The following is a 19,381-nucleotide window of genomic DNA, read 5'->3' on the forward strand; positions in this document are numbered from 1 at the left end:
CTCGGCGATCCTGGACCCGGGCGGCCCAGCCGACGCCGGGCGTCGCCAGGAGTTCCTCCAGCGCGCCGCCGCGGACCAGCGGCACGTCGTGGGGGACATGGTCGCAGCGGTCGACGAGGCGACCCGGCGCGAGTCCGACGCCGCGCTCGCCCGGACGGACGCGGAACAGCGGTTCGCGGACGCCTCGTCCCGGCGGGACGCGGCCGAATCCGAGGTGGCGACCGTCTACGCCGACGTCACCTCGCTGGAGGCCGAGGTCGCGGAGTTGACGAGCGCGCTCGAGCAGAACCGCAGTGCGTTGGCCGAGTCGGGGGCCACTCCCGCGGGACCGCAGAACGCGGACCCGTACGCGGTCGACCAGGACGCCGTACGGGACGAGGCCTTCCGCGCACTCGCCGGGGATCCACGGGCCGGGGAACAGGCCGCGGACATCGCCTCCGCCCTCCCGGGCCACCTCGACCTGGGCGCGGTCCGCCAGTTCGCCGGGGGGTCCTCGGACGGGGCGGCGCGGGCCGTCGGTGGTGCGATCGACGCCGGCAGCGTCGGCGCCGCGATCGACGCGGGGATCAACGGGGACACCGAGGCGATCATCCAGCAGGTCGCCGACGCGATCGGACGGGCTGACTTCGGGTCGATCCAACAAGGCCCTGCCGCGCCCGCACCCGCACCCGGCCAGGGCGGCGGCAACTCGGGGACTCCGTCGAGTTCGGCCCAGGTGGAGACCGTCGTCAACCGGGCGCTGTCCCAGCTCGGCGTCCCCTACGCCTGGGGCGGTGGCGACGCCAGGGGACCGACGCGGGGCATCCGGGACGGCGGCGTCGCGGACAGCCACGGTGACTACAACAAGATCGGTTTCGACTGCTCCGGACTGATGATCTACGCGTTCGCCGGAATCGGTAAGGCACTGCCGCACTTCACCGGGTACCAGTACACCGCCGGCCCGCAGTACCCGGTGGCCACCCGTAAGCGTGGCGACATGCTCTTCTGGCCCGGCCACGTGGCGTTGTACCTCGGAGACGGCAGGATGGTGGAGGCCCCGCAGTCCGGTGACGTCGTCAAGATCTCGCCGGTCCGGATGGCCGGGATCTCACCCATGGTCGTCCGGTTGACCTGACGCAGTCGCGCCGACCCACAGCGCCGGACCCACCGTGCCGGACCCACCGTGCCCGGCCCGACCACTGGTCGGGCCGGGCACCGCCGTACACCGGTACTGTCGTCCACAGTCCGTCCTGAGGGTCCGGCCCCAGGGCCACCGACCCCCCACCTCGCGAAGGAGCCCTCCGCGGTGAGCGATCCCCACACCGACCACTCGCCCGACCCGGGCTCACGCCCCGCGGTCTCCGCGTCCTCCGCGGCCTCGGACGCCAGGCTGCTGGAGCAGGCGGTGTACGAGGTCAAGAAGGTCGTGGTGGGCCAGGACCGGCTCATCGAGATGATCCTGGTGGGTCTGCTCTCGCGCGGTCACATCCTCCTCGAGGGCGTGCCGGGTGTCGCCAAGACGCTCACCGTGGAGACGTTCGCCACCGTCGTGGGGGGCAGCTTCCGTCGCCTCCAGTTCACCCCGGACCTGGTTCCGGCGGACATCGTCGGCACCCGGATCTACCGGCAGGGCCGCGAGGAGTTCGAGGTCGAACTCGGTCCCATCCTCGCGAACTTCGTGCTGGCCGACGAGATCAACCGCGCGCCGGCCAAGGTCCAGTCGGCGCTGCTCGAGGTGATGGCGGAGGGGCACGTCTCGATCGGCGGCCAGACCTTCCCGATGCCGACACCGTTCCTGGTGATGGCCACCCAGAACCCCATCGAGAGCGAGGGCGTGTACCAGCTCCCGGAGGCCCAGCGGGACCGGTTCCTGTTCAAGCTCGTCGTGGACTACCCGAGCCCCGAGGAGGAACGGGAGATCGTCTACCGGATGGGGACACGTCCGCCGGAGCCGTCCCGCGTCCTCGGGGTCGACGCGTTGATCCGGCTGCAGGACGCTGTCCGGGAGGTCTTCGTCCACCACGCGCTGGTCGACTACGTGGTCAGGGTCACCGTCGCCACCCGCGAACCCGAGAGGCACGGCCTCGAGGACGTGGCCAGGTGGCTCGCGTACGGCGCGTCCCCCCGGGCCACCCTGGGTGCCGTCACCGCGGCCCGAGCGCTGGCCCTCGTCCGGGGTCGCGACTACGTGGTGCCCCAGGACGTCGTCGACGTGCTCCCCGCCGTGCTCCGCCACCGACTCGTCCTCACCTACGACGCGTTGGCGGACGAGATCACCGCGGACACCGTCGTGCGCCGCGTTCTCGAGGCCGTCCCGCTCCCACAGATCAGCGCGGTTCCCGCACAGCCCGGCCCGCCGTCCTCGCGGTGACCCACGCGGACGAGGGGACCCGCGACGACCCGGTCGCGGCGGCGTCCCGCGCCGCCCTGACGCAGTTGGAGCTCCTCGTCACCCGCCGTCTGGACGGGGTGCTCAACGGCGACCACCGGGGTCTGCTGCCCGGGCCCGGAACCGAACCCGGCGAGGCCCGCGCCTACGAACCCGGTGACGACGTCCGGACCATGGACTGGTCCGTGACGGCGAGGACCACCGTGCCGCACATCCGCCAGACCATCGCCGACCGGGAACTGGAGACCTGGATCGTGGTGGACCTGACGCCCAGCCTCGACGTCGAGGGTCGGTACGGCGCCAAGCGTCGCCTCGTGGAGGCGGCCGCGGCCACCGTCGGGTTCCTGTCCGCCGGGGGTGGCAGTCGTGTCGGCATGGTCCTCACCGGCGCCGGGCGGCCCCGGGTCCTCCGGGCCACGAGCGGGCGCGACCGCGTCAGGCGGCTCCTCGAGGAGGTCACCCGCGCCCCCGCCCGGGTCTCTCCCGGTGGGACCCTCGACGACGCACTCCGCGCCGCCCGGAACGCCGCCCGACGGCACGGACTGGTGGTGGTGATCTCGGACTTCCTCGCCGACGTCGACTGGGAACGGTCCCTGCGCGTCCTGGGGGCCCGGCACGAGTTCCTCGCCGTGCACACGGCCGACCCCCTCGACATCGCACTTCCCGCGGTGGGCGCCGCACTGCTCCAGGACCCGGCCACCGGCGAGGTGCTCGAACTGGACGTCGACGACGCCCTCGCCGCCGACTACCGCCGGGCCGCGGACTCCCATCGCGCGGAGGTCCACGCCGCCCTACGCCGCTGTGGCGCCCCGGTCCTCGCCCTGCGGACCGACCGGGACTGGATCAGGGACGTGATCGACTTCGTCGGCGCACGCCGCCAGGGTGGCCTGCCCACCGGGGAGAACCTCGTCAGGGACCTGCCCGACGACCATCCGACACCGGGAGGAACGCACCGATGAGCCTGTCGGAGTTCCAGCACCCGCTGTGGCTGGTCCTGGTGGTCGTGCCACTGGCCCTCGCGATCGGATACGTGATCGCGCTGCGATCCAAGAGGCGCAGGACCGTGCGCTTCGGCAACTTCGGCGTCCTGCGGACCGTCGACCGTGGCGGTCGACGCTGGTTCACCCACGTCCCCGCGGTGCTGCTCATCCTGTCGCTGCTCGCCCTGGTGGTGGCGCTGGCCGGGCCGCAGAAGGAACAGAAGGTGCCGCGGAACCGCGCGACGGTCATGCTCGTCGTCGACGTGTCACTGTCCATGGAATCCACGGACGTGTCGCCCTCCCGCCTGGAGGCCGCGCAGCAGGCCGCCACCACGTTCGCCAACAACCTCACCCCGGGCGTCAACCTGGGACTGGTCTCCTACGCCGGAACGGCCTCGATGCTCGTGGCACCCACCACCGATCGGGGACCCGTGGTCCGCGCCGTCGAGCGACTCCGGCTGGACGAGAGGACCGCGACCGGCGAGGCGATCTACACCGCCACCCAGGCCGTCACGACGTTCACCGAGAGCCTCGGTGGCACCGACCAGGCGCCGCCGGCCCGTATCGTGCTGCTCTCCGACGGCAAGGAGACCGTCCCCGCGGACCCGACCGAGGAGCGCGGGGCCTTCACCGCCGCCGAACGCGCCGAGGAGGCCGGCATCCCGATCTCGACCATCTCCTTCGGCACCCTCTACGGGACAGTGGACATCCAGGGTCGCCCGCAGCCCGTCCCCGTCGACGACGCCTCGTTGCGCACCATCGCCGAGATCTCGGGGGGTGACTTCTTCACCGCCTCCAGCCTGGAGGAGCTCGACTCCGTCTACCGCACCCTCGAGGAACAGATCGGGTTCGAGTGGAAGAAGGCCGACGCCTCGCGGCCGTGGCTCGTGATCGGGTCCCTGCTGGCGATGCTCGCCGCAGCCGGATCCCTGGTGGCACACCGCCGCATCCCGTGACGGGTCCGCGCACCCCCACCGGGTCACCCGTGACGGTTCGATAGGTTGGTGCACATGGTTCCCGACAGCACGCCCACCCCCACCCCCCGGACGGTCCTGGTGACCGGGGGCAACCGCGGCATCGGACGCGCCGTGGCCGAACGACTCGCCGCCGACGGCCACCGGGTGGCGGTGACCCATCGAGGATCCGGTGCGCCCGACGGCCTGTTCGGAGTCCGGTGTGACGTCACCGACCCCGACTCCGTCGACGCGGCGTTCACCGCGGTCGAGGCCGAGTACGGCCCGGTCGAGGTGGTGGTGTCCAACGCCGGGATCACCGACGACACCCTCCTGATGCGGATGAAGGACGAGCAGTTCACCCGGGTCGTCGAGGCGAACCTGTCCGGCGCGTTCCGGGTGGCCAGAAGGGCCTCCCGGGGGATGCTGCGCGCCAGGTTCGGCCGACTCATCTTCATCGGATCGGTGGTCGCCCAGTCGGGCACCGCGGGCCAGGTCAACTACGCCTCGTCGAAGGCCGGCCTCATCGGGATGGCCCGCTCACTGACCCGGGAACTCGGCTCACGCAACATCACGGCCAACGTCGTGGCCCCCGGGTTCATCGACACCGACATGACCGCCGGGCTGGACGACAAGACGCAGGCCCTCGCCGTGGCGGCCATCCCGCTCGGCCGGAAGGGCAGCGCCGACGACGTGGCGGGGGCCGTCAGCTTCCTCGCGGGGGACGACGCCGGCTACATCTCGGGTGCCGTCCTGCCCGTCGACGGCGGTATGGGAATGGGGCACTGACCATGAGCGAGAACACCCGCACCGGGATCCTCTCGGGCAAGACCATCCTCGTCACCGGGGTGATCACCGACGCCTCGATCGCCTTCCACATCGCCAAGCACTGTCAGCTCCACGGCGCCACCGTCATCCTCACCGCGTTCGGCCGGCCGTCGCTGGTGCGGGCGATCTCGAAGCGACTGCCCGACATGCCTGCGGTGATCGAACTGGACGTGCAGAGCGAGGAGGACCTCGCGGCGCTCGAGGGCAGGGTGAGAGAACACGCCGAGTCGCTCGACGGGGTGGTGCACTCCATCGGGTTCGCGCCGCCCAGTTGCCTCGGCGACCCGTTCCTCGACGCGCCCTGGAAGGACGTCTCCGTCGCCGTGGAGGTCTCCGCCTATTCGTACGCGTCCCTCGCCAGGGCCGTGCGCCCCCTGCTCAACCCCGGCGCGTCGATCATCGGACTGGACTTCGACCCGCGGTTCTCCATGCCCTTCTACAACTGGATGTCCGTGGCCAAGAACGCCCTGGAGGCGGTCAACCGCTACGTGGCCCGAGAACTCGGCCCGGAGGGCGTGCGGTCCAACCTCATCGCCGCCGGCCCCGTCAAGACCCTCGCGGCCAAGGCCATCGCCGGAGACGCGCTCGGTCCCGGCGGAGAACTGGACCAGATGCAGGACGAGTGGGCCAGGCGCGCCCCCCTGGGGTGGGACGTGAACGACCCCACCGCGGTGGCGACCACCGCGGTGGCGCTGCTCTCGGACCTCATGCCCGCCACCACGGGAACAGTGATCTATGCAGACGGTGGAGCCGGCACCGTCTCCTTCAGCGGACAGGAGAACCACAGATGACCGATGGTGAGCTCGAGGTGACCGGGCCCGTGGACGCCCTCCTCGTCCTGTCCTTCGGCGGGCCCGAGGGACAGGAGGACGTCATCCCCTTCCTCGAGAACGTCACCCGCGGGCGCGGGATCCCGGCGGCGCGACTCGAGGAGGTCGCCACCCACTACCGACAGCTGGGTGGCCGCAGCCCGATCAACGACCTCAACCGCGAGATCATCGCGCACGTCGAGGAGGAGCTCGCCCGCAGCGGCAGGGACCTGCCGGTGTACTTCGGGAACCGCAACTGGACCCCGATGATCGAGGAGACGGTCCGGCAGATGACCGCGGACGGCGTCCGGACGGCGGCGGTGTTCGCCACCTCCGCATGGGGCGGCTACTCCGGCTGTGCGCAGTACCAGGAGGACATCGCCCGCGCGCGCGAGCAGGTCCCCGGTGCGCCCTCGATGGTCCGCCTGCGACAGTTCTACGACCATCCCCTGTTCATCGAGCGGTTCGCGTCCGATCTCCGCGCCGCCCGGGAAGCGGCGGCGCCGGGAGCCCGCGTCGTCTTCACCGCGCACTCGGTCCCCGAGGCGGCGGACGCCGTCGCGGGTCCGCCCGCGCTCGGAGGTCGTCTCTACAGCCGTCAGGTCGCCGAGGCGTCGCGGCTGGTGGCCCGCGCGGCCGGGGTCGACGATCACGACCTGGTCTGGCAGTCCCGTTCCGGACCCCCGAGCGTGCCGTGGCTCGAGCCCGACGTGGTGGACCATGTCCGTGGACTGGCGGAGGACAGCGGCATCCGCGACGTCGTGATCGTCCCGATCGGGTTCATCTCCGACCACGTCGAGGTGATCTGGGACCTCGACACCGAGCTGGTGGACGAGGTGCGCGAACTCGGCGTGACGGTCACCCGCTCGGCGACACCCGGGCCGAGCCCGGAGTTCGCCCGGATGGTCCTTCAGCTGCTCGAGGAGGTCGAGTCCGGAGTGCAGGGCGACAGGCTCGGCGACGTGCCCGCGCTGGGCTGCAACCGAGATGGTGCCCGATGTGCGGTCGGGTGCTGCTCCCGCTAGACGACGCGGAGAACACCCGTCCCCGCCGGTCGCCTCAGGCGCCGCGGGAGGCCGCGTCCCCCGCGGCGGCGACCACCGCGCGACGAGCGGCGTCCTTCACGGCCACGAGGCGTCGCAGGATGGGTTCCCGGGCGGCCGGGTCGACGCCCACGTCCGGCTGCGCCAGCGCGACCGTGATGATCGCCTCCACCCTGTCGATCCTGTCCACCAGCTCGATCACGCGGGACGGTAGACCGGCGGGTAGCCGGGTGACGTGGGAGTCCAGGTCCAGATCGCCCGCCTGACCCACCCGTGTCGTGGTCCGCTCGATCAACTCCGCCGCCTCGACCACCGCCTGCCCCAGGGCGAACAACGCCGCAGAGGGCCCGTCGGGTTGGGGAGGCACCGGACAGTCCGCGATGCCGCGGGCACGCCAACGCAGGACGTCCGGGTGCGGGTGGACGCACGTGAGGACGACCGCCTGGCGGCTCACCGGGTCGCGGACCAGGACCCCCCACCCCGCCTCCGCCACGTCGGAGCGGAGCGAGGGCACCGCGGGGAGGCTCGACGAATCCCCGGGTGCCGCGGTGAGCAGGGCCAGCGACTCCGGGGCGGGATGCGATCCCACCGAGCGCCGGAGACCGGTCACGAGCCCGGGCAGCAGCGCGGTGGGTCCCGAGGCGGGGGAGATCCCGTCCAGCATCCGTACGGGCTCGCCGGTGACCTCGACCAGGTGTGACCCGGCCAGGCCCGAGACGTACCCGGTCAGTTCGTCGAAGGGCTGATCACCCCAGGCGGTGCGCAGGAGGAACAGCGGCAGCGGCCACGCGGGGGACAGCGCGGCGCTCCGGGTGAGGGGGCGGGACATGACGATCAATCCTACCGGCCGGTGCGCCGCCGACCCCCCGCGCACGGATCCGGCTACCGTGTCGGCCCATGGCAGACATGTACGGATCCGACATCCTGTCCGGGACGGCGCGACGTCGCCGACCGGAGATCCCCGTCGTCGTGGCCGAGAGCGACTTGGTGGTGGAGCACGCGGACTCCGGATTCTGCGGTGCCGTGGTGGGATTCAACCGCACCCCCGACGGCGACTTCGTCAAACTCGAGGACCGCCGCGGCCTGGTCCGCCTCTTCGCCATGACCCCCTCGGCCTTCCTCATCGACGGCTCACCGGTCACGCTCCGCAGGCCCGGGCCGGTCGTGGCGGCCGGCCCGAAGGTCACGGCGTCCGGGTCCCGGAAGGTCGAGGGCCTGCGGGCCAGGACCGCGCGCGCTGGCCGTATCTGGGTCGAGGGCATCCACGACGCGGCCATCGTCGAGAAGATCTGGGGCCACGACCTGCGGGTCGAGGGGATCGTCGTGGAGCCACTCCACGGGATCGACGACCTGCCCGCCCTGGTGGCGGAGTTCGGGCCGACGCCGCAGGCGCGCCTGGGCGTCCTGGTCGACCACCTGGTCACGGGCAGCAAGGAGTCACGCATCGTCGCCGGGCTCGGCGGCGACGTGCTGGTGACCGGACACCCCTATGTGGACATCTGGCAGGCGGTCAAACCCCGGGCCGTGGGGATCCACGAATGGCCGGTCGTCCCACGGGGCGAGGACTGGAAGACCGGCATCTGCGACCGGCTCGGATGGGGTGAGCCGGCCGACGGTTTCCGGCGGGTCCTGGGCGCGGTGAGCACGTACCGGGACGTCGAGCCGGCCCTGCTGGGTGCGGTCGAACGTCTGGTGGACTTCGTCACCGAGCCCGCCTGATCCCCACCGGGGTCAGCTCACCCGGGTCTGCCGACCCCGTCGTCGTCTCCACGGACGGGCAGGCGGGCGTCCAGGATCATCCCGACCAGTCCCACCGCCGCGAAGGCGCCCGTCGCCCACAGCGCGGCGGTCCCGTCGCCCTCGGTGAGGGAGTGCCCCAGCAGGATCGCCGCGACGGTCCCCGGGGTGCTGCCGATGACGGTCGCGGGCAGGAACTGACGGAACGGGATCGAGGTGAGGGCGGCCGCATAGTTGACCACCGAGAACGGCGCGGCGGGGACCAGCCTCAGGCTCCCGACGGAGAGCCATCCGCGACGCCGGAGGCGGGCGTCCACCGCCGCGACGCGGGGGTCCGCGCGCAGCGCGGCGGTGCGGCGGTGGCCCAGACGGCGGACGCCGACGAACGCGAGGGTGGCCGCTATCCCGGAGGCCACCAGTGACCACGGGATCGCCACCGCGGGAGCGAAGAGCACAGCGGCCGAATAGGTGAAGGTCGACCGGGGGACCGGCGCCACGGTGACGATCGCGTAAGCGGAGAAGAACGCGACCGGGAACCACGGGCCCAGCTCATCCGCCCAACCGCGCAGCTGCTCCAGTCCCGGGGTCGGGACGACGGTGGCCAGCACCACCAGGGCCAGGACGACCGCTACCCACCAGATCACCCGTCCGCGCACGGGTCGACTGTAGTCGCCGGGATCGCGGAGCCCACCCCTGGTGACCCCGCACACATGGTCACGTCTCGACAGCGGGAGGGGCTGCATTAGAGTCCGTGGTGACCCCCTTCACTCCACAAGAGAACGAGGTACCGGTGTCCAGTCCGACCACAGGTCCCGACCTTCACTCCTGGTACGCCTCTGTGGGAGCCGTCCTCGCGAAGGCCGCCCGCAAGGATCCCGCCGAGATGCCCGAGGACGCCTGGCGCGCCCTCGTGGCCACCACCCGCGACGGGATCGAGGTGAACCCCCTCTACACGCGCGCCGACGAGACGCCCGAGCGCCCGGCTCCGGGGTCGTTCCCGTTCGTGCGGGGAGGGGACCGGTCGGGGCTCCCGGAGAACGGCTGGCACGTCAGCGCCAGGGTCGAGGCCAAGGGCGACCCGAGCGAGGTCAACACCTCGGTCCTGGACCTTCTCGGCCAGGGCGCGTCCGCGCTGTGGTTGCGGGTGCCGGCCGCCGACGTGGCCGCCGTCCTCAAGGACGTCTACCTGGACCTCGCGCCGGTGACCTTCGACGCCGGATCGGACCTCGTCGAGGTCTCCGACGCGTTCCTGGAGCTGCTCGACCAGCGCAGGTCGGCAGGAGACGGGGTGACCGACCGGTCAGCGGTGATCGCCGACCTCGGCGCGACACCGGTCACCTCCGCATACGCCGCGGGCGCGTCGTCGGAATCGGTCGACCTCGACGCGGCGGTCGGCCTCGCCGTCCGCGTGGCCGAGCGCGAGGAGACCGTCCGGACCTTCGTCGCCGACGGCACGGTATTCCACGCAGACGGCGCCGGGGACGCGCAGGAGCTCGCCTACGCCGTGGCCGCGGGCCTGGAGTACGTCCGGGCGCTGATGTCGGCGGGGCTCGACGTCGAGGTCGCCCTGCGCCAGATCTCGTTCCGGTTGTCCGCCACGGACGACCAGTTCGTCTCGATCGCCAAGTTCCGTGCCGGGCGCCTGATGTGGGCCCGCGTCGCCGAACTCCTGGGCGCACCCGACGCGGGGAATGCGCCTCAGCACGCCGTCACCTCCTCGGCCATGATGGCGCGACGCGACCCGTGGGTGAACATGCTGCGCACCACTCTCGCCTCGTTCGGGGCCGGGGTCGGCGGTGCCACCTCCGTCACCGTCCTGCCGTTCGACGCCTCCCTGCCCGGGGGCCTGGAGAGCGCCTCACCGGCCTTCGCCGAGCGCATCGCACGCAACACCCAACTGCTGCTGCTCGAGGAGTCCCACCTGGGGCATGTGGTCGATCCCGCCGGAGGATCCTGGTACGTCGAGTCGCTCACCGACTCGCTCGCCGAGGCCGCCTGGTCCGCGTTCCAGACCGTCGAGGCCGAGGGAGGACTCGCCGCCGCCATCGCCTCGGGGAGCGTCGCCGCCGCGATCGCCCGGGTCCGCGAGGCCCGCGATGCCGACATCGCCCACCGCACAGCGCCGATCACCGGTGTCTCCGAGTTCCCGAACCTCGCCGAGCCACCGCTCGACCCGGCTCGGCGCGGCGGGGAGGACTACCGGTACGGGCGCGACTTCGAGGCCCTGCGGGACCGTTCCGACGCGCACCTCGAGGCCACCGGCGCCCGGCCGACGGTCCTGCTCGCCGGGCTCGGCCCCATGGCGGAGACCACGGGTCGGGTCACCTTCATCGCCAACCTGCTCGCGGCGGGCGGGATCGAGGCCCGCAACCCCCTGGCCACCGCGGCCGACCAGTACGCCGGGGTCCGCGAGGGGGAGGAGATCGCCGTCCTCTGCGGCGCCGACAAGCGCTATGCCACCGAGGGCCCGGAGGCCGTCCGGGCGCTGCGCGAGGCGGGTGTGACGACGGTGTACCTCGCGGGCGCCGAGAAGGGGTTCCCCGCCGACGCCGACGACCGACCGGACGGATACCTCGCGACCGGGATCAACGCCGTCGCCGCCCTGACCACCCTCCTCGACCAGCTGGGAGTGAAGTGAGATGACCACCTTCCCCGATTTCAGCATCTCTCCGCTGCGCGGGTCCACCGACGGAGCCCCCCAGCCGGGTTCCGTCGACGAGGGCCCCACGTGGGAGACCCCGGAGGGCATCGACGTCAAGCGGGTGTTCACCAAGGCGGACCGTGACGCGGTCGAGACGGGCATCGCCCCGACCGACGACGGCGAGAAGGTCACGCCCTTCCCGCTGGACACCGTCCCGGGCGCCGCGCCGTTCCTGCGCGGTCCGTACCCGTCCATGTACGTCAACCAGCCGTGGACCATCCGACAGTACGCCGGCTTCTCCACCGCGGCCGAGTCCAACGCCTTCTATCGCCGCAACCTCGCGGCGGGCCAGAAGGGGCTGTCGGTCGCGTTCGACCTGGCCACCCACCGCGGGTACGACTCCGACCACCCCCGGGTCGCCGGGGACGTCGGGATGGCGGGTGTGGCGATCGATTCGATCCTGGACATGCGCGAGTTGTTCGACGGGATCGACCTGTCCGCGGTCTCCGTCTCGATGACGATGAACGGCGCCGTCCTGCCGATCCTCGCGTTGTACGTGGTGGCGGCCGAGGAACAGGGGGTGGCTCCGGAGCAGCTCGCGGGGACCATCCAGAACGACATCCTCAAAGAGTTCATGGTCCGTAACACCTACATCTATCCGCCCACGCCCTCGATGCGGATCATCTCGGACATCTTCGCCTACACCTCCCGCAAGATGCCCCGGTTCAACTCCATCTCGATCTCCGGCTACCACATCCAGGAGGCCGGTGCGACGGCGGATCTGGAGTTGGCGTACACGCTCGCGGACGGCGTCGAGTACCTGCGCGCCGGGCTGGACGCCGGGCTGGAGATCGACAAGTTCGCCCCTCGGCTGTCCTTCTTCTGGGCGATCGGGATGAACTTCTCCATGGAGATCGCCAAGCTGCGGGCGGGCCGCCTGCTCTGGAGTGAACTGGTGGAGAAGTTCGGACCGCAGAACGAGAAGTCCAAGTCGCTGCGGACCCATTCCCAGACCTCCGGCTGGTCGCTCACCGCCCAGGACGTGTTCAACAACGTCGCCCGCACGTGTATCGAGGCCATGGCCTCGACGCAGGGGCACACGCAGTCGCTGCACACCAACGCCCTCGACGAGGCGCTGGCCCTGCCCACCGATTTCTCCGCCCGCATCGCGCGGAACACCCAGCTCCTGCTCCAGCAGGAATCGGCGACGACCCGCCCCATCGACCCCTGGGCGGGGTCGTACTACATCGAGTGGCTCACCGCTCAGCTCGCCGACAAGGCCCGACTGCACCTCATCGAGATCGAGGAGGCGGGCGGGATGGCACAGGCGATCGGCGAGGGGATCCCCAAGCTCCGCATCGAGGAGGCCGCTGCCCGCACCCAGGCGCGGATCGACTCCGGACGCCAGCCGGTGATCGGGGTCAACAAGTACGTCGTCACCGAGGACCAGGAGATCGAGGTCCTCAAGGTCGAGAACTCCCGCGTGCGCACCGAGCAGCTCGCCAAGCTGGACAGGCTCCGGGCTGAGCGCGACGAGGCCGCCTGCCAGGCGGCCCTGGACAGGCTCACCGAGGCCGCCGGCGGCGGGGCCGGGAGCGGTATGGAGAACAACCTCATGGCGCTGGCCATCGACGCCGCCCGCGCCCACGCGACCATCGGCGAGATCTCGGACGCGCTCGAGAAGGTCTACGGTCGACACAAGGCAGAGATCAAGACCCTGTCCGGCGTGTACCGGCAGGAGGTCTCCAAGGAGGGCGCCGTGGACAACGTCACCAAGGCGATGAAGATGGCCGAGGAGTTCGCCGAGTTGGAGGGTCGCAGGCCGCGCATCCTGTTGGCCAAGATGGGACAGGACGGCCACGACCGCGGGCAGAAGGTCGTGGGGACCGCCTTCGCCGACCTCGGCTTCGACGTGGACATGGGCCCGTTGTTCCAGACCCCGGAAGAGGTCGCCCAGCAGGCCGCGGACGCCGATGTCCACGTGGTCGGCGTGTCCTCCCTGGCCGCCGGTCACCTCACCCTGGTGCCGGCACTGCGCGAGGCGCTCGCCGCGGTGGGCCGTGCGGACATCATGGTCACCGTCGGTGGCGTCATCCCGCCCGGTGACTTCCAAGAGCTCTACGACGCCGGGGCGACCGCCATCTATCCCCCCGGCACCGTGATCTCGGACGCGGCGATCGAACTGCTCGGGGCACTGGCCCGGGAACTCGGTCACGAGCTGCCCTCCGCCGGCCCGGAGTCCCCGGGATCGGACGCCGCGGGCTCGGCACCGGCGCGCCCCGGCGAGGGGGCAGGGGCGGGGGCCGAGTCCTGAACCGCCTCGGCTCCGGTCCCGATCCCGCGGGCTCGGGCAACGTCTCGGGCAGCCTGTCCACCACGCTCGGTACGGGTGCGGTCCGCGGTCCGGTCCCGTCCGCGACGGGCCCGAGGCCGCGCCGGGAGATCGACGTGGCGGCCCTCCTCGAGGGGGTGCTCGAGGACGATCGTCCCGTCCTCGCCCGCGCCATCACGTTGCTCGAGTCCACGAACCCCGCACACCGCGAGAAGGCCCAGGAGTTGCTTCTCGGCGCACTCCCGCACGCCGGTGGCGCGTTGCGCATCGGGATCACCGGGGTACCGGGCGTGGGGAAGTCCACGTTCATCGAGTCCTTCGGTCTGTATCTGGTGGAGAAGGGCCACAAGGTGGCGGTCCTCGCCGTCGACCCGTCCTCCACCCGCACCGGCGGGTCGATCCTCGGCGACAAGACCCGGATGGCCACGCTCTCGACGGAACCCCGCGCCTACATCCGGCCGTCGCCGACCTCCGGCACGCTCGGAGGGGTGGCGAAGGCCACCCGCGAGACGATGGTGCTGCTCGAGGCGGCGGGATTCGACGTGATACTCGTCGAGACGGTGGGGGTGGGACAGTCCGAGGTCACCGTCGCCGGAATGGTCGACTGCTTCACGTTCCTCACCCTCGCCCGCACCGGAGACCAGCTCCAGGGCATCAAGAAGGGCGTCCTGGAGTTGGCGGACGTCGTCGCCGTCAACAAGGCCGACGGCCCCCACGTCAAGGACGCCAGACGCGCCGCGCGGGAACTCGGCGCGGCACTGCGACTCGTGCGACCGGCGGACTCGGCGTGGAAGGTGCCCGTCCTGACGATGTCGGGTCTCGAAGGTGACGGTCTGGACGACTTCTGGGATGCCGTCCGTTCGCACCAGGACACGATGGGGAAGATCGGCGAGGTCGCGGCCCGTCGAGCCCGTCAGCAGGTCGAATGGACCAGGTCGATGGTGCACGACACACTCATGGCGAGACTCGCGGCCGACCCCGAGGTGCGTCGGGTCACGGCCGATGTCGAGCGACGTGTCAGCGAGGGGACGTTGACGGCGGCCCTCGCCGCCCAGGCGATCATCGACGCCTTCGACAGCTGACGCGCCGACTCGTCGGCGAGTACGTCAGGCGTTCCACCACCTGCGGACCAGGTACTCGCGCTCGGAGGCGTTCTCCGTGAGCTGGTGGGCACGCGCCCAGGCCCGGCGGGCCTCGTCACCGCGGCCGAGTTCCTCGAGCGTCGTCGCCCGCGCCGCGTGGAACGGGTGGTGCCGCTCGAGCTCCGCCTCTCCGGCGAGGGCGTCGAGTTGCCGAAGGCCTGACTGCGGTCCGTCGCGGCGACCCACGGCCACTGCACGCGCCATCCGGACGACGGGTCCGGGTGCGAGAGCGAGGAGGAGGTCGTACAGCACCACGATCTGTGCCCAATCGGTCGACTCGACGTCTCGCGACTCCGCGTGGACCGCGGCGATCGACGCCTGCACCGAGTAGGGCCCCGGCCCGCCGGCCGCGGCCTCCATCGCCAGGGCCAGCCCCTCATCCGACGCCAGACGGTCCCACCGGTCCCTGTCCTGCTCGCGCAGCGGGACGGGGAGGCCCTCGTCGTCGACCCTGGCCGGCGCGCGTGCCTCGGTGAGCAGCAGGAGAGCGAGCAGGCCCGTCGCCTCCGGCTGCCCCGGTACGAGCCTGTGCACGATCCGGGCGAGGCGGATGGCCTCCGTCGTGAGGTCCCCGCGCAGGTGGCCGTCACCAGTGGACGCGGCGTATCCCTCGGTGAAGATCAGGTAGATCACCGCGAGCACCGCGGGCAGTCGCGCCGGCAGATCATCCGGGCCGGGGGTGCGGATCGGGATCCGCGTGACCCGGAGGCGCTTCTTCGCCCGGACCAGGCGTTGCTGCACCGTCGTCACCGGGAGGAGGAAGGCGTGGGCGATCTCCGTCGTCGTCAGACCGCCGAGGTATCGCAGGATCAGCGCCACCTGCTCGTCGGTCCTGAGCGTGGGGTGGCAGCACGCGAAGAACAGCTCGAGCCTGTCGTCGGGGATCTCGTCCGGTTCCACGACCGCACGGACCGGCGGCGCGGAGGTTCGTCGGTCCTCCTCGACCCGCAGACGCGCGAGACGCTCGGTGAGCGCCTTCTCCCGCCGGAGCCGGTCGATCGCCTTGCGGGTGGCGGTGGTCGTGAGCCACGCGAGCGGGGAGTCCGGCACCCCGGTACGGGGCCAGGCCTCGATCGCCGCTTCGAGCGCGTCCTGGGCCGCGTCCTCCGCGAGATCCAGATCCCCGAAGCGTGACGCCAGCGTGGCGAGGAGGCGCGAGTGCTCCTCGCGACGCAGTGCGGCCAGCACGTCCGACGCCGCCGGGCCCGGGGCGGTCACGGGGTCACCCCCGCGTCGCCCCGGACCCGTCGGTCCGGCATCAGAACTCCAGCATCGCGCGGACCTCGACCCGTCCGCCCCTGGCACCGGGGCACTTGGCGGCCCAGGCCAGCGCCTCGTCGATGTCCGCCACGTCGATGACGATCGTGCCGCCCACGAACTCCCTGCTCTCGGCGTACGGACCGGACGTCACGACGGCGTCCGTCCCGCCCGCGGGGATCCTGACCGTGACGCCGGTCTCGGGGTCCTCCAGACCGAAACCACCGGCGAGGACGCCGGCCTTCTCCAGCTCGGCGTCGAAGGCCATGAACTCCTCGACGCCGGGCCCTTCCTCCTCGCCGCAGCGCACGTCCTCGAGGTTGGCCATAAGCAGCAGTACGTACTTCATGTCGATCTCCTGACTGGGAGTGGTGGATGCCGGCCGCGGTGTTGTGCGCCGACACCTCCATGACGAACAGCCGCCGCAAGATCGACAGGTTCGCACAATAATTCTCCGCGCTCTTCCGGATTCCGCTCCCGGGCGCACCAGGACGGGAGTCCTCAGCCGTCGGATCCACACGCTGCAGGCTCACCCACACGCGACATCACGTCCGGGAATGACGATCAGGCGTGTGGATTCAGACGTGAGACGACCGAGGAGGCGGTAGAGGTCGACGCCCGGCCCGCCGACGCCCGGGGTCAGTACCGATCGTCCGGCACCCGGCGGCTTCGGGAGCGCATCGCGAACAGGAGACCGATCACGAAGAGCACCACACCGGCCACCATGAGGATCACCGCGAGGGTGTTCGAGTCGATACCCGGAATGTTGACCTCGACCGCGTACATGAGTATCGCGCCGATCACCACAAGAACCACTCCGCCGCCGATGTAACCCATGTCTGTTCTCCTTCGTCGTGACCGCGCGCCTATCCGCGGTCGTGCGGCTCACCCTACGAGAACTCGGCGCCGAATTCAGGCGTGCGGAGAGAGGAGCTTTCGCGCCGGTTCCTCGATGAACCGGTAACTGGCCGCGCCCACTGCGATCGACCCGGCCACGGTCACGGGCCAGATCACGCCCATCCGCCGGGTCCACAGCGAGGTGCGGGTGAGCGGGAACGCGTAGTGCAGCACGATCAGGTGCCAGAGGAAGATCCCGTACGACCAGCGGCCGATCGCCTGCAGGGGTGCCGACTCCAGGATGCGGAAGCGCGTGCCCGCCGGGGCCAGGACGACCGGCCCGAGGAAGAAGAACGCCATCGCCGCGGTGAGCCCGTTGCGCGCGGCGTACTCGCGGCCGCTCGGGTGGTGGAAGCCCTCGGAGAACCAGCGGGTCGACGTGGTGGCGAGCAGCGCCCCGGCGCCGGCCGTCCACCAACCCCACCTGGCATAGGATGCCCGGCTCAGTCGGGCGAGCAGTCCCGGGCGGGCGGTGGCCAGCTCGGCCAGCAGCATCCCGGAGGCGAACCAGGCGGAGAACGCCGGCGGCAGGATCTGGACGTTGATGCCCCTGGGCAGGAGCCGCAGGCGCTGCCAGGGGATCAGCGGGAACAGCAGGCCGGAGAGCCCGAAGGCGCCGACGGCGGGCAGCCGCCATCGGGCCCTGTCGCCCCGCAGGTTCCTCATCCCGGTCCACAGCGCCGGGAGCGCCAGGTAGTAGGCCATCTCGACCGCGAGTGACCAGGCGTGCGTGAGCCCGGAGACGAGAAACCTCCGCTGGTAGATCTGCGTCAGGGTGAGGTTGCGCAGCCAGACCACGGGGCCGTTGATCCGGTTCTGGGGGAGGAGCACCATGGCGACGGCGACGAGCACTGAGTACGCGGGCATGATTCGCACGAGCCGGGCCCGCAGGTAGGGGATCACCGCGCGGGCCGTTCCCGGCCGGTCGCGGCGGGCGTGGTCGGAGTGTGCCCGCCACAGCAGGAAGCCGGTCTTGGCGAAGAACACCGCGACCAGCATGTCCAGACGACCGTAGAGGCGGCGCACCGGCGTCCCGTAGGACATCCGGGTCACGAACGCGACGTGGGTGGTGATGATGCCGATCGCCGCGAGGCCGCGGAGACCCTCGAGCGCCGGGATGTGACCGCGAGCACCGGCGAGCCGCGGCTGCTGCACCCCGGTGGCCTCGGCTACGGCGGTGTCGGGAGCGTCGGCCAGGGTCGGAGCCGCCGCCGTCGGTGGGGCGGGCTGCGCGAGGCGTCGCGCGGCGAACCCGGCCGCGACAGCTCCACCAGCGAGGGCGACGGCGGCGACAGGCCTCATGGATTCTCCCGGGGTTACTTCAAGTGAGACGACGGTCCGTCGTCCGGCGACGGTGGTGCCGCCGCCAGGGCATCCGGACGAGATTAGCACCGGTTCCACAGGGCGACCCCGGGGTGGTCAGCCGGTCCGTGCGGATGGTGGTCTGGACGTCGGACCGGGCCGGTGGAGGTCGTCTCAGCGCAGGTTCGCGATCGAGGCGGTGACCTCCTCCACCACCGCGACCGCACCACCGGGAACGGAGAGATCGACGACGAGCTCGGCGTTCGCCGGCCGCCCACGGTGGCCACGGCGGTCCTCGACCGTCATCCCCCGGGTGTGCTCTCCCGCGCACTCGATGCGCAGATGGACGGGCTCGGTCAGGGCCGCCTCGGGGTGGAGCGCCAGCCAGGCCACCAGGGGATCATGCACCTGCGCCAGGTAGCCCTCGCCGACCGACTCGTGGAACTCGAAGTAGAAGCGCAGCGCATCCGCCAGGTGCCGGGAGAGCGTCGAGCCCCGTGCCGCCTCCACCAGACGCCCGGAGCGCTCGGGGGTCCACACCGCCCGCTCCGTCAGGTCGAGCCCGCACCATCGGGCCGGCGCGACGCTCGGGTCGTCGGCACGCGCCGCCTCCCAGGCCAGGCACACACGGTCGGCGGCCTCGGGGTCGACGTCCACGTTCCACTCGCTCACGGGAGTGGTGTTGCCGGGGTGGCCGCGGAAGGACCCACCCATCACGACGAGCCGCCGCAGCAACCGCGGGAGCGCGGGCTCGAGCTCCAGCGCGAGGGCCAGGGTGGACGAGGGACCGGTCACCACCGCGACGAGCTCGCCCGGGTGTTCGCGTGCCGCGTCCACCCAGAGGCGGGCGCCGTCACGTGGATCGGTGGACCTCGTCGTCGTCGGCAGTTGCGCGTGCCCCGCCCCGCGGGGGCCGTGCGTCTCGGGTGTCAGCACGTGGGGGACGGCGATCGGGCCGGACGCGCCGGCGGCCACGGGGAGCTCCGGGGCACCCGCGAGGTCCAGCCACGCACACGCGTTGGCAACGGTGTCCTCGAGCCCGACGTTGCCGGCCGTACACACGACCGCTGTCAGCTCGATCCGCCCGGCGAG

General features: G+C 71.7%; 18 protein-coding genes. 11 read left to right on the forward strand and 7 right to left on the reverse strand.

The features are described from left to right. From G6031_RS18620 to G6031_RS10580, 7 genes are all read left to right on the forward strand, one after another. Positions 1-1,114, forward strand: a 1,114-nt coding sequence (locus G6031_RS18620; protein WP_187702212.1) for an NlpC/P60 family protein, incomplete at its 5' end; no start/stop codon positions are given. 171 nt (positions 1,115-1,285) lie between these two features. After that, a complete protein-coding gene (locus G6031_RS10555; RefSeq protein WP_346034539.1) occupies positions 1,286-2,350 on the forward strand; it encodes a MoxR family ATPase in 1,065 nt (354 codons plus the stop codon). Then, complete coding sequence (locus G6031_RS10560; protein ID WP_182653229.1) at positions 2,347-3,327, forward strand: DUF58 domain-containing protein; 981 nt, start codon at positions 2,347-2,349, stop codon at positions 3,325-3,327. The genes G6031_RS10555 and G6031_RS10560 overlap by 4 nt, the downstream gene beginning before the upstream one ends. Beyond that, positions 3,324-4,304, forward strand: coding sequence for a VWA domain-containing protein (locus G6031_RS10565; protein ID WP_179525297.1), 981 nt, complete (start codon positions 3,324-3,326; stop codon positions 4,302-4,304). The genes G6031_RS10560 and G6031_RS10565 overlap by 4 nt, the downstream gene beginning before the upstream one ends. Before the next feature lie 54 nt (positions 4,305-4,358). Further along, the gene (fabG1, locus tag G6031_RS10570) at positions 4,359-5,090 is read left to right on the forward strand and encodes a 3-oxoacyl-ACP reductase FabG1 (RefSeq protein WP_182639083.1); all 732 of its coding nucleotides are present in this window, start codon (positions 4,359-4,361) and stop codon (positions 5,088-5,090) included. Between the two features lie 2 nt (positions 5,091-5,092). Beyond that, complete coding sequence (inhA, locus tag G6031_RS10575; RefSeq protein ID WP_182653230.1) at positions 5,093-5,920, forward strand: NADH-dependent enoyl-ACP reductase InhA; 828 nt, start codon at positions 5,093-5,095, stop codon at positions 5,918-5,920. Then, positions 5,917-6,963: a ferrochelatase gene (locus G6031_RS10580; protein ID WP_182653231.1), complete on the forward strand. Its 1,047-nt coding sequence runs from the start codon at positions 5,917-5,919 to the stop codon at positions 6,961-6,963. Before inhA ends, G6031_RS10580 begins: the two co-directional genes overlap by 4 nt. A 34-nt stretch (positions 6,964-6,997) precedes the next feature. Here G6031_RS10580 and G6031_RS10585 read toward each other — a convergent pair whose 3' ends face one another. Next, the gene (locus G6031_RS10585) at positions 6,998-7,810 is read right to left on the reverse strand and encodes a hypothetical protein (protein WP_182653232.1); all 813 of its coding nucleotides are present in this window, start codon (positions 7,808-7,810) and stop codon (positions 6,998-7,000) included. Positions 7,811-7,878: 68 nt separating this feature from the next. Between G6031_RS10585 and G6031_RS10590 the strand changes: the two genes are divergently transcribed. Further along, a complete protein-coding gene (locus tag G6031_RS10590) occupies positions 7,879-8,700 on the forward strand; it encodes a DUF3097 domain-containing protein (protein WP_179525292.1) in 822 nt (273 codons plus the stop codon). Between the two features lie 17 nt (positions 8,701-8,717). Here the strand turns inward: G6031_RS10590 and G6031_RS10595 are convergent, their stop codons facing one another. Further along, complete coding sequence (locus G6031_RS10595; protein WP_259847760.1) at positions 8,718-9,374, reverse strand: TVP38/TMEM64 family protein; 657 nt, start codon at positions 9,372-9,374, stop codon at positions 8,718-8,720. A 134-nt stretch (positions 9,375-9,508) separates the two neighbouring features. On the opposite strand from G6031_RS10595, the gene G6031_RS10600 reads away from it, so the two are divergent. The 3 genes from G6031_RS10600 to meaB all read left to right on the forward strand — a co-directional run bounded on the left by G6031_RS10600 (position 9,509) and on the right by meaB (position 14,773). After that, positions 9,509-11,356: a methylmalonyl-CoA mutase family protein gene (locus tag G6031_RS10600; RefSeq protein WP_347238479.1), complete on the forward strand. Its 1,848-nt coding sequence runs from the start codon at positions 9,509-9,511 to the stop codon at positions 11,354-11,356. Between the two features lies 1 nt (position 11,357). Further along, complete coding sequence (gene scpA / locus G6031_RS10605; RefSeq protein ID WP_182653233.1) at positions 11,358-13,673, forward strand: methylmalonyl-CoA mutase; 2,316 nt, start codon at positions 11,358-11,360, stop codon at positions 13,671-13,673. A 128-nt stretch (positions 13,674-13,801) separates the two neighbouring features. After that, positions 13,802-14,773 (forward strand): methylmalonyl Co-A mutase-associated GTPase MeaB, encoded by a 972-nt coding sequence (gene meaB, locus G6031_RS10610; protein ID WP_259847773.1) that lies wholly within the window; start codon positions 13,802-13,804, stop codon positions 14,771-14,773. A 24-nt stretch (positions 14,774-14,797) separates the two neighbouring features. Here the strand turns inward: meaB and G6031_RS10615 are convergent, their stop codons facing one another. From G6031_RS10615 to G6031_RS10635, 5 genes are all read right to left on the reverse strand, one after another. Next, the gene (locus G6031_RS10615) at positions 14,798-16,051 is read right to left on the reverse strand and encodes a sigma-70 family RNA polymerase sigma factor (RefSeq protein ID WP_182644955.1); all 1,254 of its coding nucleotides are present in this window, start codon (positions 16,049-16,051) and stop codon (positions 14,798-14,800) included. A gap of 40 nt (positions 16,052-16,091) precedes the next feature. Further along, entirely contained in the window at positions 16,092-16,439 is a 348-nt protein-coding gene (locus G6031_RS10620; protein ID WP_182640208.1) for a YciI family protein, read from the reverse strand. A gap of 290 nt (positions 16,440-16,729) precedes the next feature. Further along, the gene (locus G6031_RS10625) at positions 16,730-16,927 is read right to left on the reverse strand and encodes a hypothetical protein (RefSeq protein ID WP_182640207.1); all 198 of its coding nucleotides are present in this window, start codon (positions 16,925-16,927) and stop codon (positions 16,730-16,732) included. Between the two features lie 75 nt (positions 16,928-17,002). Continuing rightward, positions 17,003-18,289 (reverse strand): acyltransferase, encoded by a 1,287-nt coding sequence (locus G6031_RS10630; RefSeq protein ID WP_182653235.1) that lies wholly within the window; start codon positions 18,287-18,289, stop codon positions 17,003-17,005. A gap of 174 nt (positions 18,290-18,463) precedes the next feature. Then, a partial coding sequence (locus tag G6031_RS10635; RefSeq protein WP_182653236.1) for a nucleoside hydrolase occupies positions 18,464-19,381 on the reverse strand: 918 nt, incomplete at its 5' end.

It is taken from the genome of Dietzia sp. CQ4 (genome assembly GCF_014145125.1).
Taxonomy (GTDB): Bacteria; Actinomycetota; Actinomycetes; order Mycobacteriales; family Mycobacteriaceae; genus Dietzia; species Dietzia natronolimnaea.